23 protein-coding genes are annotated in these 23,095 nt (G+C 46.2%); 7 read left to right on the top strand and 16 right to left on the bottom strand.

The annotated features are described in order from the left end of the window. Nucleotides 1–127 precede the first annotated feature (127 nt). From QT990_RS15970 to cysC, 5 genes are all read right to left on the bottom strand, one after another. Nucleotides 128–1,495, bottom strand: a complete 1,368-nt coding sequence (locus QT990_RS15970; RefSeq protein WP_333465464.1) for an NAD-dependent succinate-semialdehyde dehydrogenase — start codon at nucleotides 1,493–1,495, stop codon at nucleotides 128–130. A 159-nt stretch (nucleotides 1,496–1,654) separates the two neighbouring features. Then, nucleotides 1,655–1,912 carry a hypothetical protein gene (locus tag QT990_RS15965; RefSeq protein ID WP_333142688.1) on the bottom strand — a complete coding sequence of 86 codons (258 nt, stop codon included), beginning with the start codon at nucleotides 1,910–1,912 and terminating at the stop codon, nucleotides 1,655–1,657. A 129-nt stretch (nucleotides 1,913–2,041) separates the two neighbouring features. Continuing rightward, a complete protein-coding gene (locus QT990_RS15960) occupies nucleotides 2,042–4,366 on the bottom strand; it encodes a polysaccharide biosynthesis tyrosine autokinase (RefSeq protein WP_333307075.1) in 2,325 nt (774 codons plus the stop codon). A gap of 143 nt (nucleotides 4,367–4,509) precedes the next feature. Further along, on the bottom strand, nucleotides 4,510–6,240 hold the full coding sequence (locus tag QT990_RS15955) for an SLBB domain-containing protein (protein WP_333307073.1): 1,731 nt from the start codon (nucleotides 6,238–6,240) through the stop codon (nucleotides 4,510–4,512). Nucleotides 6,241–6,277: 37 nt separating this feature from the next. Beyond that, on the bottom strand, nucleotides 6,278–6,802 hold the full coding sequence (gene cysC, locus QT990_RS15950; RefSeq protein ID WP_333142685.1) for an adenylyl-sulfate kinase: 525 nt from the start codon (nucleotides 6,800–6,802) through the stop codon (nucleotides 6,278–6,280). 349 nt (nucleotides 6,803–7,151) lie between these two features. On the opposite strand from cysC, the gene QT990_RS15945 reads away from it, so the two are divergent. From QT990_RS15945 to hetR, 4 genes are all read left to right on the top strand, one after another. Then, nucleotides 7,152–8,954 (top strand): FAD-dependent oxidoreductase, encoded by a 1,803-nt coding sequence (locus QT990_RS15945; RefSeq protein ID WP_333465463.1) that lies wholly within the window; start codon nucleotides 7,152–7,154, stop codon nucleotides 8,952–8,954. Between the two features lie 97 nt (nucleotides 8,955–9,051). Then, nucleotides 9,052–9,279, top strand: a complete 228-nt coding sequence (gene patX / locus QT990_RS15940) for a heterocyst-inhibiting protein PatX (protein ID WP_333142683.1) — start codon at nucleotides 9,052–9,054, stop codon at nucleotides 9,277–9,279. A gap of 605 nt (nucleotides 9,280–9,884) precedes the next feature. Further along, entirely contained in the window at nucleotides 9,885–10,109 is a 225-nt protein-coding gene (locus QT990_RS15935; RefSeq protein ID WP_333142682.1) for a hypothetical protein, read from the top strand. An 852-nt stretch (nucleotides 10,110–10,961) separates the two neighbouring features. Further along, a complete protein-coding gene (hetR, locus tag QT990_RS15930) occupies nucleotides 10,962–11,867 on the top strand; it encodes a heterocyst differentiation master regulator HetR (RefSeq protein WP_333034952.1) in 906 nt (301 codons plus the stop codon). A 423-nt stretch (nucleotides 11,868–12,290) separates the two neighbouring features. On the opposite strand, the gene QT990_RS15925 is transcribed toward hetR, so the two are convergent. Beyond that, entirely contained in the window at nucleotides 12,291–13,157 is an 867-nt protein-coding gene (locus QT990_RS15925; RefSeq protein WP_333465462.1) for a DUF92 domain-containing protein, read from the bottom strand. An 11-nt stretch (nucleotides 13,158–13,168) separates the two neighbouring features. On the opposite strand from QT990_RS15925, the gene QT990_RS15920 reads away from it, so the two are divergent. Then, entirely contained in the window at nucleotides 13,169–13,600 is a 432-nt protein-coding gene (locus tag QT990_RS15920) for a VOC family protein (protein ID WP_333148384.1), read from the top strand. A 116-nt stretch (nucleotides 13,601–13,716) separates the two neighbouring features. Here QT990_RS15920 and QT990_RS15915 read toward each other — a convergent pair whose 3' ends face one another. The 3 genes from QT990_RS15915 to QT990_RS15905 all read right to left on the bottom strand — a co-directional run bounded on the left by QT990_RS15915 (nucleotide 13,717) and on the right by QT990_RS15905 (nucleotide 15,363). After that, complete coding sequence (locus QT990_RS15915) at nucleotides 13,717–13,989, bottom strand: hypothetical protein (protein ID WP_333044472.1); 273 nt, start codon at nucleotides 13,987–13,989, stop codon at nucleotides 13,717–13,719. Between the two features lie 142 nt (nucleotides 13,990–14,131). Then, nucleotides 14,132–14,743 (bottom strand): alpha/beta fold hydrolase, encoded by a 612-nt coding sequence (locus QT990_RS15910; RefSeq protein ID WP_333307063.1) that lies wholly within the window; start codon nucleotides 14,741–14,743, stop codon nucleotides 14,132–14,134. Nucleotides 14,744–14,745: 2 nt separating this feature from the next. Beyond that, nucleotides 14,746–15,363 (bottom strand): alpha/beta fold hydrolase, encoded by a 618-nt coding sequence (locus tag QT990_RS15905; RefSeq protein WP_333307061.1) that lies wholly within the window; start codon nucleotides 15,361–15,363, stop codon nucleotides 14,746–14,748. A gap of 318 nt (nucleotides 15,364–15,681) precedes the next feature. On the opposite strand from QT990_RS15905, the gene QT990_RS15900 reads away from it, so the two are divergent. After that, on the top strand, nucleotides 15,682–16,143 hold the full coding sequence (locus QT990_RS15900; RefSeq protein ID WP_333147887.1) for a hypothetical protein: 462 nt from the start codon (nucleotides 15,682–15,684) through the stop codon (nucleotides 16,141–16,143). A 105-nt stretch (nucleotides 16,144–16,248) separates the two neighbouring features. Here the strand turns inward: QT990_RS15900 and QT990_RS15895 are convergent, their stop codons facing one another. Beyond that, nucleotides 16,249–17,406, bottom strand: coding sequence for a tetratricopeptide repeat protein (locus QT990_RS15895; RefSeq protein WP_333412968.1), 1,158 nt, complete (start codon nucleotides 17,404–17,406; stop codon nucleotides 16,249–16,251). Here QT990_RS15895 and QT990_RS15890 point away from each other — a divergent pair. Continuing rightward, entirely contained in the window at nucleotides 17,396–17,719 is a 324-nt protein-coding gene (locus QT990_RS15890; protein ID WP_333412966.1) for a YgiT-type zinc finger protein, read from the top strand. The two genes, QT990_RS15895 and QT990_RS15890, sit on opposite strands and share 11 nt — an antisense overlap. 308 nt (nucleotides 17,720–18,027) lie before the next feature. Here QT990_RS15890 and QT990_RS15885 read toward each other — a convergent pair whose 3' ends face one another. The 6 genes from QT990_RS15885 to sir form a co-directional block, all read right to left on the bottom strand. Then, nucleotides 18,028–18,492 carry a hypothetical protein gene (locus tag QT990_RS15885; protein ID WP_333147879.1) on the bottom strand — a complete coding sequence of 155 codons (465 nt, stop codon included), beginning with the start codon at nucleotides 18,490–18,492 and terminating at the stop codon, nucleotides 18,028–18,030. A 65-nt stretch (nucleotides 18,493–18,557) separates the two neighbouring features. Continuing rightward, complete coding sequence (locus tag QT990_RS15880) at nucleotides 18,558–18,986, bottom strand: lysozyme inhibitor LprI family protein (RefSeq protein WP_333147877.1); 429 nt, start codon at nucleotides 18,984–18,986, stop codon at nucleotides 18,558–18,560. Nucleotides 18,987–19,173: 187 nt separating this feature from the next. Beyond that, the gene (locus QT990_RS15875; protein WP_333465461.1) at nucleotides 19,174–19,440 is read right to left on the bottom strand and encodes a type II toxin-antitoxin system PemK/MazF family toxin; all 267 of its coding nucleotides are present in this window, start codon (nucleotides 19,438–19,440) and stop codon (nucleotides 19,174–19,176) included. Beyond that, nucleotides 19,430–19,660, bottom strand: a complete 231-nt coding sequence (locus QT990_RS15870) for a hypothetical protein (RefSeq protein WP_333147873.1) — start codon at nucleotides 19,658–19,660, stop codon at nucleotides 19,430–19,432. Before QT990_RS15870 ends, QT990_RS15875 begins: the two co-directional genes overlap by 11 nt. A gap of 80 nt (nucleotides 19,661–19,740) precedes the next feature. Then, nucleotides 19,741–20,514 carry a 16S rRNA (uracil(1498)-N(3))-methyltransferase gene (locus QT990_RS15865; RefSeq protein ID WP_333147871.1) on the bottom strand — a complete coding sequence of 258 codons (774 nt, stop codon included), beginning with the start codon at nucleotides 20,512–20,514 and terminating at the stop codon, nucleotides 19,741–19,743. 238 nt (nucleotides 20,515–20,752) lie between these two features. Continuing rightward, entirely contained in the window at nucleotides 20,753–22,741 is a 1,989-nt protein-coding gene (gene sir / locus QT990_RS15860; protein ID WP_333412961.1) for a sulfite reductase, ferredoxin dependent, read from the bottom strand. Nucleotides 22,742–23,095 lie beyond the last annotated feature (354 nt).

Genomic DNA, 23,095 nt, shown 5'->3' with positions numbered 1-23,095 from the left:
ATGGGGGTTTTGGGTCTTTCTTTTTCAACCGATCGCAAAAATACTATATGGGATTTTTTAACCGCAGGTAAACGCAGATAAACGCAGACTTATGTAGATTTGTGCGATCGGTTGATAGAGTGGGAGCTTATTTCACCCACACTGTTTTTATGTTAACAAATTCGTGCATTCCTTGGATGCTCAATTCGCGTCCGTAACCGGAGCGTTTGATGCCGCCAAAGGGCAATCTGGGGTCTGATTTTACTAAGCCGTTGATGAATACGGCGCCTGCTTCTAGTTCGGAAATAAACCGATCGCTCTCTTCTCTTACTGTAGTCCAAGCTGACGCACCCAAGCCAAAAGATGTGCTGTTTGCCAGTTCGATCGCCTCATCGATGCCTGCAACCCGGAATACTAAAGCTACAGGCCCGAAAAATTCTTCTTGACGCGCAGCAGCATCCGGCGGAATATCTGCCAGAATAGTTGGCAAGTAGAAATTGCCGGCATTCTCTGACAATGGGTGGCCACCTGTCAGAAGTTTTGCTCCCGATTGGATGCAAGTTTGCACTTGATTGTCCAAGTCTTTGAGGATTGCCGGAGTAGCTAAAGGGCCGATATCGGTTTCTGGCAACATCGGATCGCCTACTTTTAATTGCTCGATTTTTTCGACAAATCCTTTGATGAATTCGTCGGCAATCTCTTCGGCTAAAATAAAGCGTTTGGCGGCGATGCAAGATTGACCGTTATTCAGCATCCGCGATGTCACAGCAGTTGATAAAGCTACTGCTAAATCGGCACTGGGCATCACAATAAATGGGTCGCTTCCTCCTAATTCCAGTACAACTTTTTTCAAGTTTTTGCCCGCATTTGCTGCCAAACTTTCACCCGCTGGTTCGCTACCGGTGAGAGTTGCTGCTTTTATACGATCGTCCGCAACGATATCAGCTACTTTGTCGGCGCCGACTAACAAAGTTTGAAAAACTCCTTCGGGAAAGCCAGCTTCCCTGAAAATTTCTTCGATTTTCAAAGCGCACTGAGGCACGTTGGAAGCGTGTTTGAGCAAGCCGACATTGCCTGCCATCAACGCCGGCGCCGCAAACCGAAAAACTTGCCAAAATGGGAAATTCCACGGCATGACGGCTAAAATAGCCCCTAGTGGTTGGTAGCGGACAAAGCTGCTGCTAGCGTCAGTGGTTGCCGGTACGTCTGCCATAAATTGAGCGGCATTTGTGGCGTAATAGCGGCAAACTAAGGCGCATTTTTCCACTTCGCCGATCGCAGATTTGAGCGTTTTGCCCATTTCCAGGGTCATCATTTCAGCGTAAATTTCGCGATCGCGCTCCAAGATGTCTGCAGCTTTCTGCATCCACAGAGCTCTCTGCTCAAACGGCAGGTGGCGGTATTTGTTAAAAGCTTGCTGTGCTAATTCCAGCTTAGCTTCGATTGCCTCATCCGCGATCGGCTCGAAAGTTTTCAGCGTTTCTCCCGTTGCCGGGTTGATAGTAGCAATAGCCATTGTTTCATCTCCTGTGTGAAAAACACAAAACTCCCTGCTAGTTTTCCGCCTAGGCAGGGAGTTGTATCAATGTATTACAAAATAGGAATTTACCAGCCACGTTTTCTTTCAGGTCTTGCCAATTTGCAAGTGCCGCGATTTGTTTAAATTTCTCTACTTTTAATTATAGTTCAGAGTCTCGATCGCAAATCTTAAGAAAATTTGTCTTTCTGAAATCATGCACAAATCTCGCTTAACAGGCTGGACGGCCTGTTCCATAAAAGTTAAATGTTCTTGTGGGGCGTCCCGCCCGCCTCTGACAGCTTGATTCACAATTAATGGTGCAAGATGGATGAAATATCTTGTCGGCTGTCCCGCCCGCCTTGCATTCTCAAGAACAGTATAGCCGTAGGGTGCGTCGCCCTCAAAAATCCTCAAAAAAAGCGAAAATCTCGCAGCGACGCACCTTACAAGAATTAGGCATAAGGTGCGTCGCCCTCAAAAATCCTCAAAAAGAGCGAAAATCTCGCAGCGACGCACCCTACGATAATTAGCGATTCCCCTCCCTCAAACAGACTGTTCCTGAACGTAATCCTGCACGTAAGACTGATAGTAATACCTGCTGCCTTTATCGTTATTCGCCACCATTCCCAACAGCGGAATTCCCGCCATTTTTAAATCTTCAAAAGCCAACACCAGCGCCTCACGCTGAGTTTGATGCAGCCCTACTACCAGCATCAATCCGTTAGTGTGAGCCGCCAACAAATTCGCATCCGCCAAACCTAAAAGCGGCGCAGTATCGTAAATAACTAAGTCAAAATGACTTGACAAAGCTGCCATTAAATGCTGCATTTTTCGGGAAGAAAGCACCTTTGTGGGATCTAGAGGAACCGGGCCGGAAGTTAACACAAACAAATTTTCATCGCGGGGCGATCGCAAAATCACCTTTTGCACATCCACATCATCAGCAATCACATTGTGCAGGCCTTGCCAATTCGGTAAACCCAGCATTTCGTGTACCTGCGGGCGCCGTAAATCCCCATCCACCAACAGCACTTGCTGCCCCATTGCAGCCGCCGCCCGCGCCAGATTTACTGCTACCGTAGACTTGCCATCACCTACTTGACAAGAAGTAATTACACAAGAATTGATCGGAGTTTCAACGTTTAGTAAGCGAATATTCGCATTGAGCGAGCGAAAAGCTTCTTGAAAAGCATCCGTCGGCATCGGCGAAATTGCCACATCCACCGGGCTTGTCTCAGCAGGAGGAAGTCTCAAAATTTTATCGCTAGCAGGAATTACCCCCAACAAAGGCAGGCGAATCGACTCTTTGACATCCTCTGGAGTTTGGAACACCGTTTTATTTTTAAACCGTTCCGCCAACTGCGCCGTCAGCATACCAAACAGCAAACCAGCCAATCCCCCCAAAGCCAAATTCAAAGGCATAATCGGAGCAACAGCCATCAACTCGCCATTTTTGTAGCGCGGAATTTCCGGCTTAGCAATAACTTCCCAAGCCACCTCTTTTTTACCCACAGCTTCAAGCTGCAAAGCTTGCTGTTTTGCCAGCAAACCATTCAGCGTATTGTTAGTTAAATCCAACTCGCGCTGCAAATCCGAATAGCGCCGCAAAATCACTGGTAATCCTTGAGAGTATTGATTCAACTGCTTAGCAGCTTGTTCCAAAACTTGATTCCGCACGCCCAGCACCTGAATTAAATTAGCAGTACCAATAAACTGCTCGATTAACTTAATCCGCACCGGATCTTGAAAAGCCAGCACTTGCGAATTTACCTTAGCCAAATCAGTTCCCAGAACCTGTTGGGCTTCTTTCTTCAACAAAGGAATCAGGTTCTTGCGCTGTTCTCGCAACAATTGCATTTGCGGAGTTTCGTCTGTAAACGTAGCCGAGTTAATCGCAATTTGCCCTTCTAATTGCTGCAATTGAGTCAGCATCGCTTGATAGCGGGGAGCTTGACTCAGAGCCGAGGCCATCAGCGCTTGCTTCTGGTTTAATCCGAGCTGATTTTGCAGATTGGAATAGAGCAATCTCTGCTGATTGAGCTGCGATTGCGCTTCCAATCTTTGCGTTTGAAGTTCACTGATTTGCTGCGCGAGTTGTTGCGTTTGAATTTGCGGGTCGATGAAATTGTACTGCTGCCGCAATTTTTGAATTTCTGTTTGCAGAGCTTGTTGGCGCTTTCGCTGGTTGGGAATTTGCGATTTCACAAAATCCAGAGTCTGACTAATTTGAGTTGTGGTATCTTGCACGCTGTAGTTGCGGTAGCCTAGCGCCACTTTTTCCAAAACAAACTGAATTTTTTTCGGGTCATAATCCCGATATCTAACTTCGATAATTTTGGTATTTTTGAATCGATTAATTGACAACCTACTTTCCTGAGAAAACGGCAAATTATCGGCTTTTTGGTTCAAGAGGTAGTTGTAATTTATTTCGGGATACTTAGCCTGCAACTGTTTAATAATCGGCGACATTACTTGCGGGCTTTGCAAAACTTGAATTTGGGATTCGTAGTCAAAACCGCCCTTTTCTTGGGTCGCGGGGGCCGCTGGTTGCAGTTTCAGCTCACCGGAGTAGATTTTTGCTAAAGTATTTTGCGTAACCGCTGGTTCTACTAATAATTGAAAGCGCCCTTCGTACTCGCTTTTTTGATTCAGTGTCCAGGCGAAAACTCCGGTAGTTACTGCCGCTGCTACCCCGATGACTAAAATGGAGCGACTGCGGCAAACTTCCCAAAAACTTAACTCTTCTGCCTCGGTTTTGTTTCTGCCTAAAAATTGATCTTCTTCATAAAGCCCCGAAGACATTTTTTGCAGATCGGCGGCTTTTCTATGATTAAACAGTGCTACTTGTGATTGTTTCCCTGGTTTCATTGGATTTCTACAACTTATTAGTTTAAACGTCTGTATTGGTAGCGGAGTTTCAGGAAATCGGTTGATTCCTAGATATTTCATTACCAAACCGCAATTTTTTATAGAAAGCGGGTTTCTGAGGTCTTAATGCCAGTCTATTCAACTCACCGAAAAATATCGAACAATCGAAATATTCCTAACAGGGGGCTGAGAGGAGCGAGAGTCCCGCCTACATTATCCGAGAACGTAGCGCGACCCGATCGCCTTACCATAATTACATCATTATTTTGGAGTTTGGGATTAGTTTCTTCATTGGCAGTTGCGGAAAAATCCACCTTAACATTTAGCTGCGAAACAGTGCCGTTAGGATTGAGGCGAATTAAATTCACCGAATCCATTTCTGCCCGCGCTTTATTAAAACCTCCCGCTGCTACCAGCGCTTGATTTAAAGTAGTGTTGGGCAGCACCGCAATCGCTCCCGGTTTCACGACTTCTCCTACAATGTTCACCCTAATCGTATCCGGTGAAAAATTAGAATTAGCAACTTGTTCGTCTTGGGTTGCATCGAGGTTTTCGGCTTTGGGAACGATTACCGTATCTCCCTGTTGCAGCGCTAAATCTTGGGATACATCTCCCCCTTCCAAAAGTTGCCACAAATTCACATTAATAATTTGTTCGGTACCCGCCCGCGTCAGGCGGCGAACTTGTATTTGTCTGATATCAGCTACCGGCGTAATGCCGCCCGCCATTTTAATTGCCCTCGTTACAGTTTGCTGCAAAACATTTTCCCCGCCGTTGGTTTCGCTGGCAGCAAACAAACCAGAATTTTCACCCATTTCATTCTCTTGTACCCTACTTTGAGCCTCTTTTGCCAAAGTATAAGTACCGGGGCGAGTTACTTCGCCCACCACAGCAATATTAATTGGTTGAGTGCTTTGTCCGGTAATGTTAGCTACTGCTAAAGTCGGTGCTTCTTGGCGGTTGAGGCTAGTTACAGTGGGAATAAATATAGTATCGCCGTCGCGCAAAGTCATATCCGCCCGCAAATCGCCGTTTTGCAATAATTCCCACAAATCCACACTAATAATTTGTTCCGCTGCGTTGCGCTGGGGGCGGCGGATTTTGATTTGCCGCACGTCTGCTGACTGGGTAATTCCGCCGGCCATTCGCAGCGCCCGCGATATCGTTGGCATTTGAGTTCCCATTTGCTCTGCTGTGCCTCCGGGGCCTGCTGCTGAGGATATTGTATAGGCTCCTGGGCGGTTGATTTCGCCCGCGATCGCAATTTGCAAAGGACGTGCCGCCAGCAGTTTCAGGGTAATCCAAGGACGTTTAAGGTATTTGCCGTATTTGTCTTTAACAACATTAGAAGCTTGTTCTAGGGTCATACCGTACACCGAAACGCTGCCAATTAACGGCAAATTCAGGGAACCGTCTGCCTGTACTTGGTGTTGACCGTTGGGGCCGCTGTATTCCGGGACGTTGAATATGTCCATTTGAATACGATCGCCCGCGCCTAAAGTGTAAACTTCCGATCGTACACTTGAAGGTTCACTTGCCGGCAATCCCGGCAATCCCGGCACTGCCGGTACTGGTACAGGAACAGGAGAACCCGCATCAGCAGGAGGAGGAGGAGGAGGAGGCATCAACTGGGCAGCCGCAGGAGATGAACCCACCGCCACCAGCACTGACACTGTTAAACTTTGAATCATTAAACTTTTGACAGCATTGCTTGCCCAATAACTTAGCTTGCAGCTTTTGCTGGAAACCTCTGCCTGGGCCCCTTTCCTTGCAGGAAATGGGAGAAATTCTTCACCCTCCCTATCTGCGAAGGGGACACAAGGGTGAGATTTTTTCTCAAGTTGCACGCCGTGCGAATAACTTTTCACCACCATCGCTTTTTGCCCCTATCCTCATCCAACCCCGCCAACATCAAATGTAACCCAACTGTTCTAACTTGGTCAGAACTTTTTTAACACTCTCTTCCACAGTTTCTCGCTCTGTGTAACAAATAATCTCAGGATTAAGCGGTTCTTCATAAGGATCGTCAATTCCCGTAAAACCCTTAATTTCTCCTGCTCTGGCCTTAGCGTATAGCCCCTTGACATCGCGATCTTCGCACACTTCTAACGGCGCTGTGATATATACTTCAACAAAATTGGGCTCCATTGCTCTAATTTCGTCGCGAATTGCTCTGTAGGGGCTAATAGCTGCGGTCATTACGGCTACTCCATTGCGGCTCAGCAGGTGAGCTACAAATCCAATCCGCCGAATATTAGTATCTCTGTCTTCTTGGCTAAATCCCAAACCTTTTGACAAGTTGGTGCGAACGACATCTCCATCTAATATTTCAACTTTGCAACCTCTTGCCTTCAATTCGGGTTCGAGGGCTTTGGTGATAGTTGTCTTGCCGGAACCGCTCAGCCCGGTGAACCAGAGGATAAAACCTTTTTCCATTTTCAATTGCTGGGTTAGTAGTGAATAGTGGGGAAATTACGCGACGTATGACTTTAGTGTGGCGGTTCCCCATTTTCTGATTCTTTTTGATTTGAGATGCGATCTGACTTTCACAATAACTAATTTTTTTATTAACCGCAGAGGACGCAGAGGACGCAGAGGTAGAGGGAAGAGGATAAAGAGGTAATTTTAAAATCCGTAGGGTGCGCCGCCTGTGTACCCTTACATTCAATGGGCGATCGCCAACGCCGAACATCTATCCTCTGGGTGCTTGTGGTCGCACCTTACATGATGAATGAGCCTCTTGCAATCTAAAATCTAAAATCTAAAATCTAAAATCCTATTCCCCATGTCCCCAACCTTAAAAGCAGATGTTTTGGTCGTCGGTGGCGGCACCGGCGGCACAGCAGCAGCCGTGCAAGCAGCCCGCCGAGGTGCCAAAACTATTTTAGTAAGCGAATTCCCCTGGCTGGGAGGAATGCTGACTTCGGCTGGCGTTTCGGCCCCCGATGGCAATGAATTAGCAGCTTTTCAAACCGGTTTGTGGGGCGCGTTTTTGCGGGAACTCCAGCAGCGACAGCCGGGAGGTTTGGATTGGGGCTGGGTAAGTTTTTTTACTTACGATCCCCGCACCGGTGCTGAAATTTTCGCTGATTGGGTTAAATGTTTGCCGAACTTGCACTGGATTTCTGGACAAACTGCTCAAGATGTGCTAAGGGAAGAATCTCGCATTTCTGGCGTTCGGTTTGCAGATTTTACGGTTTCGGCCAAAATCACTTTGGATGCAACGGAATTGGGAGATTTGCTGGCTTTAGCGGAGGTTGGACACCGCTGGGGTTGGGAATTCCAAGCCGAGTGGGGAGAACCCAGCGCGCCGGCTGCCTCTAATGCTCTCACACAGAGGTATTCGGTGCAAGCTCCGACTTGGGTGGCAATTATGCAGGATTTTGGTAAAGGTGCAGCCGGGCCAGAAATTCCCGCGCCACCTGTAGACAATCCCGATCGATTTATGGGTGCTTGGGACGGTTACACTCCCGAACAATTTCTCAATTACGGCAGGCTGCCAGGGGGATTGTTGATGATTAATTGGCCGATTCGAGGTAATGATTATGGTGAAGGGGTCGATCGACTCATTAAATCAGAAACATCTCGACAAGAATTCCTCCAAGAAAGTCTCTGGCATACTCAAAGTTTCGCCCGCTTCATTCAAACGCAACTCGGCCCCCGCTACGGCCTAGCACAGAATATTTTCCCGATTTCAACGATCGACAATCAACAAAATTCTTCCCTTCTTTCTTCCTTTGCCTTACATCCTTACTACCGAGAAAGTCGGCGCTTGCGAGGGATAAGTACAGTCACAGAACAAGATATTTTGCCTATTGTCGGTGGCAGAGTCGCGAAGTTGCCGATAAATTCTGAGGGTATTTGTGAAACAATTGCGATCGGCAACTACGCCAATGACCACCACTACACCAGTGGCGACATTCCCTTGCAGCCCAAATCGATCCGCTGGGGCGGCCGCTGGACGGGGACTCCGTTTACCATTCCTTACAGCGCGCTAATTCCTGCGAGTACAGACGGTTTGCTAGTCTGCGAAAAAAATATTTCCGTCTCTCACATCGCCAACGGTGCAACTCGCTTGCAACCGACAGTAATGAATATTGGACAGGCGGCGGGGATGGCGGCGGCTTTGTGCGCGGAATCTGGATGTCAGCCGCGGGAGTTGCCGGTGAGAGTGTTGCAGGAAGCTTTGCTGCAAGATTCCGAGGCGAGTGCGGCGGTTATTCCTTTATTTAATTTGACACGGGGGCGATCGGACTGGCTCGACTGGCAACGCTATTATCTCGATCAACCCCAAGCATATCCCGCCAGTGGCGAATGTCAGGAGTCAGTAGAGAAACAAAGCAGCCAAAAAGCAAATACCCACAGCCAATTTTCGGGCATTTTCCGTCGCCTCGGCGAACAAGACTGGACACTAACGCTGACAAGCCCTGCATCCTTAGCCGGTCAAACTTGGCAACTTGTGACTTTGGACTCGGAAACCGACAGATTTTTACACAATTGCGAAACCGAAAAGCCTCTGACTGTATGGGGTAGGCTGAATGCGGCAGGTGCTTGGCTGCTGGCGGGCTCAGTAGAATTGAAGAGGTAGGGTTTTTTGCAGAGATCCGAAAATTCACAGAAATTTATCCTGATCGATCGGGGAGAGTCCGTATCAGTTAATAGACAATGACACGGATACTAACCCCATGCAAACTTACACACCAATTGCTTTACAGAGTCTTTTGGGCGTTACTTTGAGCGCCACTGTCGTTCGAGCCTTTGAATCCCTCGTCGGACTGCTGGAAGTTGCCACCGCTTCATACATTTTATCCGCCCAAACCGAACAAAGGGGCGATCGTTCTCCTGAAAGAGGCAGCGGACGCCGAGAGTTCAGTGAACCTAATCTTTACACTCATCAACTACAAGCATTTTAATGACATTGGACGAAAGCGATTTCCGTTATTGAGTTAGTTTCTGCCGCCCGTGTCGAGCGCTCAATCTGATTTCCTGGGAGGCTAGTTTTTCAGGTTTCCAAGGCCACTGCATTTCTTGTTTACAGTCATTAGGCTCTTCTTTTATGTGAGTGATGATAGCATATAAACCTTAAACCGCCATCTATCGAGAGATTGAATTTCGTATTTGGCGGTTTTGTATATTATTGCAACTTTCGGGGTAGTGCAATTAGGATTTTTTTTTTATTACTGAACCCAGAGATTTTATTTATTCCATTTTACATCGACTTCTGACAGCTCTCATAGATCAGATGCTACGCATCTAAAGTGTCTGTTGCTTCGGGAGGGGTAGAGGGTGAGAAAGGGAGAGGGAAAGATAATTTTCCGCTTTTTATACAAGGATTTTAGGAGACAATTTAAATGCGAGATAGCTTAACTTAAGCCTGATTCCTTCTTCCTTTTTCCTTCTGATTCTTCCTTCTGATTCCTGATTCCTGATTCTATAGTTTGATAATTTCAGGGAAATTAATCCTGATCAGCCTGGGTAATGTCGTATCTCTAAATAGATACTGATACAAATACTACCCATGAAAACCTACACAGCAATTGCTTTACTGAGCCTGTTGGGCATTACCTTGAGTGCCAGCGCCGCTCAAGCTTTTGAATCTCCACTCCCCATTGTCGAAACTGCCACCGCCCAATATATGTTGTCAGTCCAAACTCAACAAAGCGGCAACCGCCCTGCTGAGAGGGGCAGACGCAGAAATTTTACTGAGCCTACAGTTTACACTCATCCGCTACAAGATTTCTAATGACACTGGACGCAAGTGATGACCACAACTGAGTTGCTTCGGGCCGTTCATTCGATCGCGCGATCGGATTTTCTAAAATTCTAGTGTTTCAGGTTAAGCGACAATTGCACTTTTTGTGGACAGTTCTGAGGAGATTCTTTTTTGTTTGAAAAATGTTAGCATATAAACGGGAAACAGCCATCTACCTAGAGATAGATTCTAGTCTGTGGCGGTTTTGTATTGAAAAGGCTTCAATTACACAGTAACTAACCACAGGCCTCTGATCATCTGGGTTTTTCAAACGATATCTCTCGCGCTCCACCCTTATTTTGGGGTTGTACAATTTGAGGAGGATTCTTGTGGGGTGTCCCGCCTGCTGTGAAAATACAGCGGACGGGCTACGAGATCCCATCCCACAAAACCCTCAAAATCTTCCCGCAATTATGCAACAGGCTTATTTTAGTCGATCGAACCGGGTTTGGGCATCCATGACTATTCAAGAATTAGGGGATCGGAGTCGCCTGAAATTCTTGGCATCGCAACAGTTATTTACCTTCTCCCCCCCACAGGTAGGGTTTAATTTTCAACCGCTGCACTATAATTAACTTGCGATAACTAACTTATATATAGGTAAACTGTCAGCGCAGAGGGTGCAGCAATCTACTTAAATTGGCCACCAATAAGAACCACTTATGCGGTGTGGATAGCCTTTAAGCCCATGCCCCTGTTACCTCAGGGAAATTAACTAACCTGAATATTAGGGTAGCTGGCAAGCTTTCCGGCGACAGTCGGCTATGCTTGATTCGGCGCTCTCGCAATAATTTAATGGAGGATGACAAAATGCCTCCTAATTTGGCTATTTCGGGGATAGTGATGAAAAATGACTCTTTGGATCTGGTCAAAAGCCTCAGCCCTAGTGCAATGGATCAGATCATGCTATATCTGGCGTTTAGCGCCATGAGAACCAGTGGGCACAGGCACGGGGCGTTTCTAGACGCGGCCGCAACGGCGGCTAAGTGTGCCATTTATATGACTTATATGGAGCAGGACAACAACCTGCGGATGACCGGACATTTGCATCACATTGAGCCTAAACGGGTGAAGGTGATAGTTGAAGAAGTCCGGGAAGCTCTGACTCAGGGAAAATTGCTGAAAATGTTGGGTTCGCAAGAACCTAGATATTTGATTCAGTTTCCTTATGTCTGGCTGGAACAGTATGGTTGGATGCCGGGACGCCCTCGCATTCCGGGAAACAATTTGACTGTAGATGAAAAAAAATATCTCGAAGGCAAGATTCCTCCGAATCCGCCTGATGCTCAACTGATCAATTCTTTTCAGTTTATGGAGTTGATCGAGTTTCTGCACAGGCGATCGCAAGAAGATATGTCTCCAGAAAGGCGAATGCCTTTGAGCGAAGCTCTAGCAGAACACATTAAGCGGCGCTTGATCTATTCTGGGACAGTAACTCGCATTGATTCTCCTTGGGGAATGCCGTTTTATGCCCTCACCCGCGCTACTTACTCTCCCGCAGAGCAGGAAGAGCGGACATTTACTATGGTTGAGGATACGGCTAGATATTTCCGGCTGATGAAGGATTGGGCGGAAAAACAACCGAAGGTGATGCGAATTATGGAGACTTTGGATATTCCGCCGGAACGGCTCGACCAAGCTCTTGAGGAATTAGATGAAATTATTCGCAATTGGGCAGATCGCTATCACAAGCGGGGCGAACCGACGATGATTTTACAAATGGTTTTTGGACCGCAAGACGACGCTTAGTTGGATTAACTATTAATCATTAGTCAGGAGTTGATTGCTTGAGACTAATGACTAATGATTAATAGCTAATAGCCCTGGACGGCGCAACCGGGTTTTTTTCTTCCAAAAATACTGTGTTATATCATGTCCGATCGAGCGATTAAAAGGGCGGGTTTTTGAGATTGTCAATTATTGGCACATATTTGTCGTGAAAGAGCCCCTACCGTATTAGGGGTAATCGACCGGACGTAATATTAATCGTTTGAATTCTCGTAAAAAACTAGGTTTCTTGGGTCGCGAATGCGTCCAGGATTAACTAAGGATCGCGAATTAAATAACTTACAATTTTAATTGTTATTGTGGGATGGGCGTCCCGCCCGTCCAAAAAGGACGGGCGGGACGCCCATCCCACTTTCAAGAGTGGAAGTTATTTAATTCTCATTCCTAAGTTAAAAAAGCTCTCCAGGTTGCCGCTAAAATAATCGCTGCGATCGCTCCTATGAGTGTATTGAAAAAATTTACTACCTCGTTGGTGAGCCACTCAAACTTTGATTGCACCGTCGCCCCAATCACACTCTCGATGTTCGTGGCAATAAAAGCTGCAACAACACAAAAAACAATCCCTGTCAAGTCAATTAAACCGACTGCCCAACTTAAAAGCGCCATCAAAATTGAGCCGACAATACCCGCGATCGTTCCTTCCAAACTAACGGCCCCTTCCGTACCCCTAGGTACAGGCTGCAAGCTAGTAATCAAAAAAGTCCGCTTTCCGTAAGCTTTGCCGATTTCGCTGGCGCAGGTATCGGAAAGTTTGGTGCAAAAACTCGCCGCGTAACCCAGCAATAACAGAGAAATAGCATCTTGTGGCACAGGCATCTTGCCTGTCTCTCCTAAAACAGCCATCTTTGCTGTCTCTCCTAAAACAGACATTTTGCCTGTCTCTGCTAAAATAGATAATGCCAAAACTCCCAGAGCACAAAAAGTAGCGGTTAAAGCCGAACCCCAGACATTTTCGGGGCCTCTGGCGCCTGAACGCTTTTCGGCTATGCCTTCTGCTTCTTTTTGGGCTTTGCCGATGCGGGTAACTCCCGATCCGACAAGAAAGTAAAACATCACGACAGCATAGCCTTGCCATCCCAAACAGCCCCAGATGAGGACGCCCAGCCCCCAGCCGTGAAATTGGCCAGCGGGAGTGAGCAATTTTTTTGGAGCAATGGTGGCGATCGTGAGTAAAACTGTATTTAGGGCGATCGCCACCAACCAAGGATTAGACCAAGATAAATAATTAAAGAACAATTCTGAATTCGGCATTTACTACCTCCATGAACCAAGTCTTATTTCATCTTGCCTTCCCCGTGACCGATATTGCCCAAACAAAAGCGTTCTATGTAGACGGGCTCGGCTGCGAACTAGGTCGCGAATCGCCTAATTCTGCGATTATGGGTTTGTGCGGCCATCAAATTGTCGCCCACGTCAGCCGCGAACCTTTGACGCCTCAGCGAGGCATCTATCCTCGGCATTTTGGGTTAATTTTTACTTCCGAAGCTGACTGGGAAGCGTTGCTAGAAAAAGCCCAGCAAAACAAGTTAAATTTCTATCAAGAACCGAGACGGCGATTTGTCGGTTTGCCTACAGAGCACCGTACTTTCTTCTTAGAAGACCCTTTCCACAATATACTGGAGTTCAAGTATTACTGCGAAGCTGAAGCAATTTTTGGTCGCAGCGAATACGCTGAAGTTGGCGATGCTGTTTGATTTTTCGGAATGATTAAACCGCAGAGTACGCAGAGTACGCAGAGTTCGAGAAGAGAGAGCGATTATTCTGAGGCTAACGGATTTGATATTAGTTGTTTAATGGCGATCTGACATTTCTATACTGTAGGCTGAATCTGGCCCAAGAAAAGATTGCGGACAGTTCGATTGACAAAACTGAGGTAATCGTCGATTTCTTCGTAAAGATTCAGTTCTTGGTCTTCTTCGGGATTGAGTTGCAAATTTTGTTGTTTTTCCAACAGTTCTTCTATGCGATTTTTGACTGTTGTAGAGGCTCGGAAAATCGGTATTCCTTCCACTAATTCAATGCGAACTGCTCCTTCTATAGGCAGAGTGTCTCGCAGCTTTTCCAGTTTGGGCAGGACGATCATAATTGTTGATTTTATGGGTGTCAATTAAGATTATATCAATAAATTTTAAATCCGTTTAGCTAGACTCGAAAATACCGAAGACCGAACCCCTACTAAAAAAAAATCGGGGTTTTCAAAGCAGAGCGTTTTACTTTACAGCCAGCTATTTATGAATCTTTAAGGGTTCTGACAGTGCTTCAGCGACCGCTTTTAAACTGCTGGAATGCCTCGCCATCATGGCATGGGCGAAAACAGACAATTTTACTTCTTTTGCAGCAGATATTTGGGAACTAGAAGCGGGTACGATGATGAAATCCCAATCTGTCCAAATTGAAGTAAAATTGAGCTTTTCCAACAAGGCCGCATCTCGATTTAAATCTTCCAAAAAAGCACTGCCAGGACGCATTTGGATGCAGCCTTTTCCCCAGAGAGTGTAAGCCATCCAAGTACCGCTGTGAGGAGAAGATATGGCAATAAAGCGCTGCACTCGGTTAATGCCGCCTAACCTTTGCAGGTAGTAACGAGTTACTAAACCGCCCATGCTCAATCCTACTATATCTAGATGCTGTTCTGGCGCAAAGGTTTTGTCTATATAATCTGCTATTTGTTGGGCTAATTCGTCTATGCTGGCGTTGCCCCAATGGGGCGAGAGATTGAGGGTGTAGACTGACCATCCCAGTTGGGTCAGGTAGGCAGACATTTTGTGAAAAATTCCCGATTTTCTGAAGATTCCGTGAATTAGCAAGACTGGGTTTCGGCTAAAATTGCTATTCATTTTTAACTGGGAATTTTATTTTCAATAGGTGCTTTCAGTTCTTCAACTAATGCGTTAATACTTAGGGGCTCTGTCACCATTTGGCGGTGCAGCAAAACGTTGACTTTAACTTCTTTACCTACTGGCATTTGGGAGCTGTTCGCCGGTACAATCATTATGTCAAATGGCGTCCACATTGATGTAAAGTTTATGCGTTTGAGCATTGTCACATCTTGATTTAAATCGCGCAGCAAGCCACTATCGGGGCGCATATCCAGGTATCCTGGTAGGCGTAGGGAATAGGCGGTGAGGGTGCCGTGGTGGGGGGAAGAGAGAGTGATGAAACGCTGTACGCGGTTGATTCCTCCGAGTCGCTGGACGTAGTAGCGGCTGACGATGCCGCCCATGCTGTAGCCTACTATGTCTAAAGATTGTTCTGGCTCGAAGGTTTCAGAGATGTAGTCTGCCAGTTGCTTTGCCAGTAAGTCGAGGCCGAGGCTACCGTCGTTGGGGGTGAGGTTGAGGCTGTGGACTGACCATCCGAGTTCGGTGAGGCGGGCGCACATTTTGCTGAAAATCATCTTTGTGTCCCAGATGCCGTGTATCAGGATGACGGGATTGCGATCGAGCGAACTGTTCATTTGAAAAGAAAATTGCTTGCTGATTACAGCATAAATCACTCCCCTAGGGAGTTTTACCCCTACTAGGACAGCGAGCCAATCGGATCGAGGTACGATCGACCATTAGTGGGAATCCCTAACAAATTCTGAGATAGTTTGTAAATAAGTGCAAAGCAGTGCGAGTATTTATACCTAAAATTTGCTTTGATGAGCTAGCTTAGATATAGCCAAATGTAAATTTTGATGAATAAATGTAGACAAAGGTTGCCTTACCTCGTAATCTAACTTTGTTGACAAGCTTGTACAAATTTCTCTAAAAGAACAAAAGGAGTAAGTCTAATGTTTGGTTTTATCAAAAATTTCTTCGGCGGTATTTTCGGCTTTTTTGGCAGACTGTTGGGCTTGAAAAAGTCTGAATATTTCCTAGATTTGGGCGAATCGGGAGCGAAGGAACCAGCAAAAGTTGCGCCGGCGAAGGCTGAGCCTGCTGCGATCGCACCGACAAAAGTTGAGCCTGTTAAGTCTGAGAAGTCTGAGAAGTCCGAACCGGCTAAGAAGGCTAAGGTAGAGAAAAAGTCTAAGAAAGAAAACGAACCAGTCGCTAGCGCTCCTGCTAATAATTCGGAACCCGTGAAGGTACCGACTGCTGCAGCAACTAACGGCAAAGTGCCGAGTCAAGCTGAACCGAATCGGACTTTTGCTCCTAATAATTTAATGCCGACACCAAATGGAAGTCGTCGCACCCCCGGCCCTAGCATGAACAATTTCCGGGAAATGGCCCGTCAGGTGAAAATGAAGTAGGAATTTGGGAATTGATAATAGGGAATTGGGCATTGGATAACTCCCAATGCTGGCGTTAAAAATTAAAAAAATGGCATTACTCATTTTTAATTTTAACTCTTTGTTCTATTCCCTATTTTTTTCATTTCTGAGGAAGGCTAATCCGCTGTATAGCTGAAAAGCTGAGTCCCAAGGAGTTTCTGATTTGCGATCGACTTCTATATGAGATTCGATCTTTCTCAACATCTGCGTGTAATCGAGCACGGTCTCGGCAAAGGGCGTAAATTCTGACCAAACTGTAACGTCAAGCTGGCGATCGAATATTTCCAGTAAGTTATTCCAGTTAATTCTGGTTGTACTTTGAGGAATTTGTTGAGAGTTTGTGACTCTGGATGTTTTGTTTTTGGAGTTCGGTGAAGTGGGGATATCTGCAGAAGCTTTGGTGAAGTTAACTCCTTGTTGAAATTCGTAACTTTGGTCGCAAATTCGCAGAATGCAGTTTCTGCTGGGAATGTGTAAGTCACAGATTTGAGCGTAATCTTGCCGGATTTCTCTGTGGCGAAATTGATCCTTTCTTCGGTTGGGCGAGTAGTCCATGACTTCGATGAACATCGGCAACAAGCCTTCTACTCTTTGGGTAACTTCTGACCAGCTAAATTCGATCGCACCGAGTCGTGAGAGTTTATCTTTGCAAACAACGGCTGGGGAAGAGAGAGACTGGAAGTGCTGCACTCGGAAGATTTGGATTTTTTGAATATCGCTGAGGGTTGCCCAAAATACGGGAATGCCGGCGTTGAGGAGTTCTTGACCATAAATTCGCAGTTCGGCAATGGGGCCTGTTTTGTAGAGTCTCCAGCCGCGGCTTTGGATTTGCATCCGGGTTGTGTAGGCGTCGATTTTAAAGATTCTGCTGATATTTTGAATGGCGGCGGGTTTGTTTTCGGGACTCACGGGTTCGAGGATGAGGAGTCCGGGTTCGAGGTTGCTGGGGTCGTTTTTGGCGGTTTCTATGGCTTGTTGGCGGAGGTTTTGTTGTGCGGTTTCAATCCGTTGAATAGCTTGGCGGGTCTGGGAGACGATTTTGGCGTTGGTGATGTCGCGGAGTATTTGTTTGTAGGTTGTTTGGGCTTTTTCGAGATTGTTGGTGAGTTCGTAGTAGCGGGCGATATAGTATTGCACCCACGGATTTTCGGGGGAGTCTTTTTGTAGTTGTTTGATGAGTTGGGCAGCTTGTTTGTATTCTTTACCCTCTAGGGCGGCGGCTATTTGGTTGATGTCTGTCATGGCGATTGGGGGAATGGCGTTGTTTCTATCTTGGCTGATGTTTGGTTGGTTTCGCCACTGGTTAACAATTTTGGCTTTTATGTTAATTTATAGATATGATATCTGGAAAGAAACAATGGTGGAACAAAAGGTAACTTACACGCTTGAAATCAACGGTAAGTTTATTATTATTGAAAATGTTCCTGCTAGAGTGTGTGTGGAAACGGGAGATCATTTTTTTTCACCTGAAACTGTGGAAGAGTTGCAAAAGATGATTTTGGAAGATAGAAAGCCTATTAGGGTGATTGAAACACCTGTTTTTGAGTTTGCTTAGCACTTGGTTTAAATTGAGTTAAAGCTGATTGGAATTAACGCTTAATGTGTAAGTGCCTTTGCTTGTGCGATCGCCTCCTTTAACAACTATTTTATAAGTGCCGTTACTAGGCAATTTAACGGTGAGTTGAGACTCTCGGAGATTCTGGGAGTTGCCTGTTTTTTCGGCAATATTTTTGCCGCTGGTGTCGAACAGTGTTATGTTGTGGTCGAATGCTCTGCTTTTGAGGTCGATCGTAATAGGTTGACCAGCCCGTCCTTGGAAGGCGTGTTCGCGGGATTCGCCTTCTTTTAAGGTTTCTCGGCGCTCTAGGAGGGAGAGAGAGAGGTGACTTTTGGGCGATCGACATTGCTCAAATCTAAGCGGTAATTTGTGGTTGTTGCACCAGGGCCATTTCCGTTTCTGACTGCGATGATAAAGGCTGTTTTGTTGTTGGGGTCTCGGACTATTTTGTCAATAAATTGGGATTGTATTTGTTTTGCTGTTAGAGGTTTAGGTTGGTTGAAGTTGGGTTTTGAGGTACAGAAAAGCACGCTTCCGTCTAGATAGCGGGCGGCGTATAACCAATAGTTTTGACCGTTAGTTGTAAATTCGTTTCTGCTAAAGATAGTGAATCTTTCAAGTTGCGCTAGTTGCTGGTTACGGTTACAATTTTTATCGATGTAGATTTCGTTAGCTGATGGCTGTCGCTGGGCGAAAACTGCTGGGACGATGGTGGTTACAATTGCTGAGATGAGGGCGAGGGTGAGGGGGAAGGGCGATCGGCTTTTCATAAATACTTGTTTCTCTTTATTGTTGTCAGGTATTGTACGCTGTACTTCCTATTCTATCTCTTTTTTTAATACTTTTCTAATTCCGCAGTGCGCTGTTTAGTCATGCGATCCAAACATTCATTGAGGAAACCTCGATAACCGGTACCGCCACGATTTTTATAAACTTCAAATTCACAGGTTTTATCTCTTAACTGAATCCACCCTAATTGTGCTTCGGAAAGTAGCGCTCGCTCTTCGCCACTCAATTGGGAAATCAGTTGTTTGTAAACCTCGTTCAGTCGTTTATCGGAGGCTTCGTAATTCAACCGAATACAAGCTCTGACTTGTGCATCCCCTTGGGGGCGATCGCAATTAATCTGTTGAGCAATGGGAAAGCTCGGAGATTGTGCAGAAACTGATGTTGTACCGAAAATTGCCAAAAGCGCGTGAAGCGAAGCTATCCCGTAGGGAATCGGCCAAAAGAGCGATCGACCTTTCCTCAACTCTATTTTCATGACTCGTCAACCCATTTATCTGATAATTCCTCTTAACACGAGACAGAGTTGATTTGATTAATTTAAGTATTTTTTTATATTTACTGAATAAAAACGCCTTTTTTTATCAGATTCCAAAAGTGTGCTTGAGTGCTGCATCTACTGCCACCATATCCGACACAATACCAATTTTGCGATCGATTTCAACTTATAGAAGCGTCACAAGATTGTCTGTCATAATTACCGAGTCAGCTAGCAATCCCGTTTGCTGCCCTTCCGGTGTTCCTAGGGAAACAAAAACCCGGCTTGGGTGTCCTGAACGGGCTAAGTTGCTAGTAATCATTGCCGTAATTGTTTGCCCTAAACCAGTCCCCAGATTATTAGCTTGAACTCTCAAAGCTGGACGGCGTTTCGCAGTACGCAAATCCGAGCTGGGGAACAAAACCAAAACCACATCACCGCGACTATAAGGCATCGTAAGCATCCATCTCCGGTAGTTCCCAATCAGGAGCAAATCTACTCAACCGAACCCGTAAATCTGCTGCTTGTTCCTGGTTGATACCGCGAGATTGCAAGTTCACTAACCCTACTTTTGGCATAAAAGTAACAATAACTTGCGCTTCTTCTATGTCGGCGGGCATTTCCAATAACTCAATTTTGCCATTTCGGTATATCCCCTCTACTGACTGTAACATATTACTTCTCTGATAATTATCTATTTACATTTTAGCTGCGATCGCCAAACCCATCAAGTCTCCGATCAGCTTGGTGGATATTAGCACTTCTCAAAGGCCGCGCCAACTAAAGATAAAGCCACAATCGGAGCTGTCACCGCTCTTAAAATTCTACTCCCCAAAGAAACAGCTTCAAAACCCCATCCGATCGCCCTTTTCACCTCACCCTCAGTCCATCCACCCTCCGGGCCAATAGCTATGACAATCGATAATTCTCCCCCAGGGGGCGGGCACGGGGGCACCGCCCCTACAAAGGGGGGAGCGAAACTACCAATCAAACAATCCCACAAATGCCGATTGTCCCCGCGAGCCACACAAATAAATCGATATTTTTGACCGCAATCTTTCACAGCCACATCAAACGAAACCGGCTCTAAAATCGTCGGCACAAATTGACGTTCCGACTGTTCCGCCGCCTCCGCAGCAATTCTCCTCCACCGATCGACTTTCTGAGCACTTGGTTTGAGCAAAGTTCGATCGCTCGTTACCGGCACAATACTTGCCACACCCAACTCCGTCGCCTGCCTCACAACCTCGTCAAACCCGTTTCCCTTGGGCAATGCCGCCATCAAAGTCACTTCAACTGGTAGCTCCCTGTTCACAGCAATCTCCTCTGTTATCGAGGCAAATAACCCGGTTTCCTGGGCTTCTAGGACTGCTAACCACCAATGTCCTCGGCCGTCCATTGCAATAAATCGATCGCCCGCTTGCAAACGTAGCACTCGATTTAAATAATGCTGCTGTTCTCTAGTTAAGTCGATTTTGCGATCGCAAATTTGAGCGACAGTAATTGCTAATCTTTGTAATTGAGGCATTGAATTTGGGATTGTTCGTTTTCTATTAGAGATTTTTTTATTTAACCGCAGAGAACGCAGAGAACGCAGAGGAAGAGAGAATGAGAGGAGATAGGCAGGGGGCTTTCAACTGTTCAAAAAACAATAAAGGCAAAGCATCTACAACCGGAATTCTTTTACAAATTCACGTTTTTTCTGCAAATGCTCTGCCTTTATATTACTTTTGCCAGAAGTCTATTGAATAGAATCGAAAATCGGCTTATCCTTCCTCCTTAATCTTCTTTAAATAAGTGGAAATCGCTTCTGTAGCTAGCTGTGTAATCGGCTTGCCCTGACGGGCTGCTTCTTCTTTGAGCTCGTTGTAGATTTCATCGCGGACGCTAATCCGGCGGCGGACTTTGCCACCGCCAGCAGTGGCAGTCTCGTTTTCATCTTCGTTACTAGACGTAACTTTTAAATCATTAATCTCAGTTGTCATCGAGTCAGCAGATTGGTAGTTGGTTACAAATTGACGGATAGATTCTAACCCGACGCGATCGCAAAAATTGCCAAAACTCTCGCTCAGTTGCCGTTTTTGCTTGAAATAAACAAAAATCGGCTCCAGAAAAGCTTCAAAATCCTTGACGTGCAGCTTTTCCTCAATGGGTTTTGCCAGCCGCGTTTGATCGGGAGAACCGCCCAGCCAAATCTGGTAGGATTCCGGGGAACTCCCGACAAACCCCAATTCTGCCATATAAGGGCGGGCGCATCCATTTGGGCAACCAGTCATCCGCACCACCAAATGCTCGTCTGCCAAGCCCACTTTGGTTAAAAGTGCCCGAATCCGCTCTAAAATGCTCGGCATCACGCGCTCCGATTCGGTAATCGCCAGCCCGCAAGTCGGCATTGCTGGACAGGCCATCCCATAGCGCACTAAGGGGTCGATCGCAGTTTCCCGCTGAATGCCACATCGATCGAGTATTCCCTGAATTTCCTGTTTGATATCCGGCGAAATATCGTAAATCAGCACGTTTTGGTGCGGCGTCGCCAGTACCGGCAAGTTGTACTTCTGCACAATTTCCCGCAAAGCTGTTTTTAGCTGAAATGAACCTTCATCCTTGATCCGGCCATTGTCCACGGAAATGCCGACAAACAGTTTACCGTCTCCCTGGTCGTTCCAGCCCAAGAAATCAAAATACTTCCACTCAGGCAGGGGTTTAAACGCTTCTAGCGGCTTGCCAAAATATTCGGCTACTTTTTCGCGGAACCACTGTACACCTTTGTCGTTAATCAGGTACTTCAGCCGCGCGTGCCGTCTGTCTGTGCGATCGCCGTAATCTCTTTGGGTTGCTACAATTGCCTTGACCAAATCGTAAACATCATCCTTGGCTACATAGCAAATCTCATCAGCAACCCGCGCAAAAGTCTCTTCTTTGTTGTGAGTGCGGCCCAAACCGCCGCCAGCAAACACGTCAAAACCTTGCAATTCGCCAGCTTCATTGGTAATTACCACCAAGCTCAAATCCTGAGAGTACAAGTCAATTGAATTGTCTCCCGGCACGGTGACGGAACACTTGAACTTGCGCGGCATATAATGGCTGCCGTAAATCGGTTCTTCTTTGTCGTCAAATGTTGTGCCGTTGCGGTTGGACTGTCTGGCAGCTTTCACTGCGGGGTCTTCTTCCGCCGAAACAGCCTTTTCCCCATCCAACCAAATTTCATAATAAGCACCGGTTTGCGGTGTCAGTAAATCGGCGACATTGTTGGCGTATTGCAGCGCATACTGGTATTCTGGGCGATTTTTGTATGGTGCCGGAGGTGCCATGATGTTGCGGTTCAAGTCGCCGCAAGCTCCCAAGGTTGACCCCATATTTTTAATAATTGAGGAAAACACTGCTTTAAGATTTTTTTTCAACACGCCGTGCAGTTGGAAACCTTGGCGCGTTGTGACGCGGATCGTGTGGTTGCCGTATTCTTCAGATAGCTTGTCTAAGGCTAAGTATAATTGCGGCGGAGTGAACCCGCCGGGATTGCGGGTGCGGAGCATGAACTGATAGTCTTTTTCTTGTCCTTTAACTCGATTGTCGCGGTTGTCTTGCTGGTACGAGCCGTGAAATTTGAGAATCTGAATCCCTTCTTCGGTGAAGTGGGTTGTTTCTTGTAACAGTTCAGTCGCAACGGGTTCTCGTAAATAGTTGCTCCGTTCTTTGAGACCTTCTGATTTAGAGGGCTTGCGCGCAACTGGGGTTGAAGTGGAAGATGTGATCATGGGAATGTATAGTGCCAGTTATAATTAGATACAGCCGATCGAATATTTCTTGACAATTTGACACTTGACAAATTTGCACTTGACAAATCTCCTCAGAAATGCTGTGTCGGATCTGTTGACAACTCGGTTAACAACTAAGTTAACAAGTAAGTTAATAACGGTAATCCGCTAGGAATTCTGATGGTGCTTAATTGTAACACGATCGAGCCGGGCCTGAAAAATTGTAATTAAGAGCTAGTCCCTAGGTAGCGAATAAATAGACAAAATAGTACACTTGTAGACAAATATGCGGTGTACCATTTTGTTTAAGCTCGCGCGTTTTCGCAAAAAAGCTGGGATTGTCAGTAAAAACAC

It is taken from the genome of Microcoleus sp. T3_B1 (assembly GCF_036700445.1).
Taxonomy (GTDB): Bacteria; Cyanobacteriota; Cyanobacteriia; order Cyanobacteriales; family Microcoleaceae; genus Microcoleus.
Note: the sequence above shows the minus strand (reverse complement) of the source record. Positions and strands in the feature narration are given on the sequence as shown.

What these genes read in the sequence shown, in the direction of transcription:
- QT990_RS15970 (WP_333465464.1), bottom strand. Translation starts at nt 1,495, where the DNA reads ATGGCTATTGCTACTATCAACCCGGCAACGGGAGAAACGCTGAAAACT.
- QT990_RS15960 (WP_333307075.1), bottom strand. Translation starts at nt 4,366, where the DNA reads ATGAAACCAGGGAAACAATCACAAGTAGCACTGTTTAATCATAGAAAA.
- QT990_RS15955 (WP_333307073.1), bottom strand. Translation starts at nt 6,240, where the DNA reads ATGGTGGTGAAAAGTTATTCGCACGGCGTGCAACTTGAGAAAAAATCT.
- cysC (WP_333142685.1), bottom strand. Translation starts at nt 6,802, where the DNA reads ATGGAAAAAGGTTTTATCCTCTGGTTCACCGGGCTGAGCGGTTCCGGC.
- QT990_RS15945 (WP_333465463.1), top strand. Translation starts at nt 7,152, where the DNA reads ATGTCCCCAACCTTAAAAGCAGATGTTTTGGTCGTCGGTGGCGGCACC.
- patX (WP_333142683.1), top strand. Translation starts at nt 9,052, where the DNA reads ATGCAAACTTACACACCAATTGCTTTACAGAGTCTTTTGGGCGTTACT.
- QT990_RS15935 (WP_333142682.1), top strand. Translation starts at nt 9,885, where the DNA reads ATGAAAACCTACACAGCAATTGCTTTACTGAGCCTGTTGGGCATTACC.
- hetR (WP_333034952.1), top strand. Translation starts at nt 10,962, where the DNA reads ATGAAAAATGACTCTTTGGATCTGGTCAAAAGCCTCAGCCCTAGTGCA.
- QT990_RS15925 (WP_333465462.1), bottom strand. Translation starts at nt 13,157, where the DNA reads ATGCCGAATTCAGAATTGTTCTTTAATTATTTATCTTGGTCTAATCCT.
- QT990_RS15920 (WP_333148384.1), top strand. Translation starts at nt 13,169, where the DNA reads ATGAACCAAGTCTTATTTCATCTTGCCTTCCCCGTGACCGATATTGCC.
- QT990_RS15915 (WP_333044472.1), bottom strand. Translation starts at nt 13,989, where the DNA reads ATGATCGTCCTGCCCAAACTGGAAAAGCTGCGAGACACTCTGCCTATA.
- QT990_RS15910 (WP_333307063.1), bottom strand. Translation starts at nt 14,743, where the DNA reads ATGAATAGCAATTTTAGCCGAAACCCAGTCTTGCTAATTCACGGAATC.
- QT990_RS15905 (WP_333307061.1), bottom strand. Translation starts at nt 15,363, where the DNA reads ATGAACAGTTCGCTCGATCGCAATCCCGTCATCCTGATACACGGCATC.
- QT990_RS15900 (WP_333147887.1), top strand. Translation starts at nt 15,682, where the DNA reads ATGTTTGGTTTTATCAAAAATTTCTTCGGCGGTATTTTCGGCTTTTTT.
- QT990_RS15890 (WP_333412966.1), top strand. Translation starts at nt 17,396, where the DNA reads ATGTCTGTCATGGCGATTGGGGGAATGGCGTTGTTTCTATCTTGGCTG.
- QT990_RS15895 (WP_333412968.1), bottom strand. Translation starts at nt 17,406, where the DNA reads ATGACAGACATCAACCAAATAGCCGCCGCCCTAGAGGGTAAAGAATAC.
- QT990_RS15885 (WP_333147879.1), bottom strand. Translation starts at nt 18,492, where the DNA reads ATGAAAAGCCGATCGCCCTTCCCCCTCACCCTCGCCCTCATCTCAGCA.
- QT990_RS15880 (WP_333147877.1), bottom strand. Translation starts at nt 18,986, where the DNA reads ATGAAAATAGAGTTGAGGAAAGGTCGATCGCTCTTTTGGCCGATTCCC.
- QT990_RS15875 (WP_333465461.1), bottom strand. Translation starts at nt 19,440, where the DNA reads ATGCCTTATAGTCGCGGTGATGTGGTTTTGGTTTTGTTCCCCAGCTCG.
- QT990_RS15870 (WP_333147873.1), bottom strand. Translation starts at nt 19,660, where the DNA reads ATGTTACAGTCAGTAGAGGGGATATACCGAAATGGCAAAATTGAGTTA.
- QT990_RS15865 (WP_333147871.1), bottom strand. Translation starts at nt 20,514, where the DNA reads ATGCCTCAATTACAAAGATTAGCAATTACTGTCGCTCAAATTTGCGAT.
- sir (WP_333412961.1), bottom strand. Translation starts at nt 22,741, where the DNA reads ATGATCACATCTTCCACTTCAACCCCAGTTGCGCGCAAGCCCTCTAAA.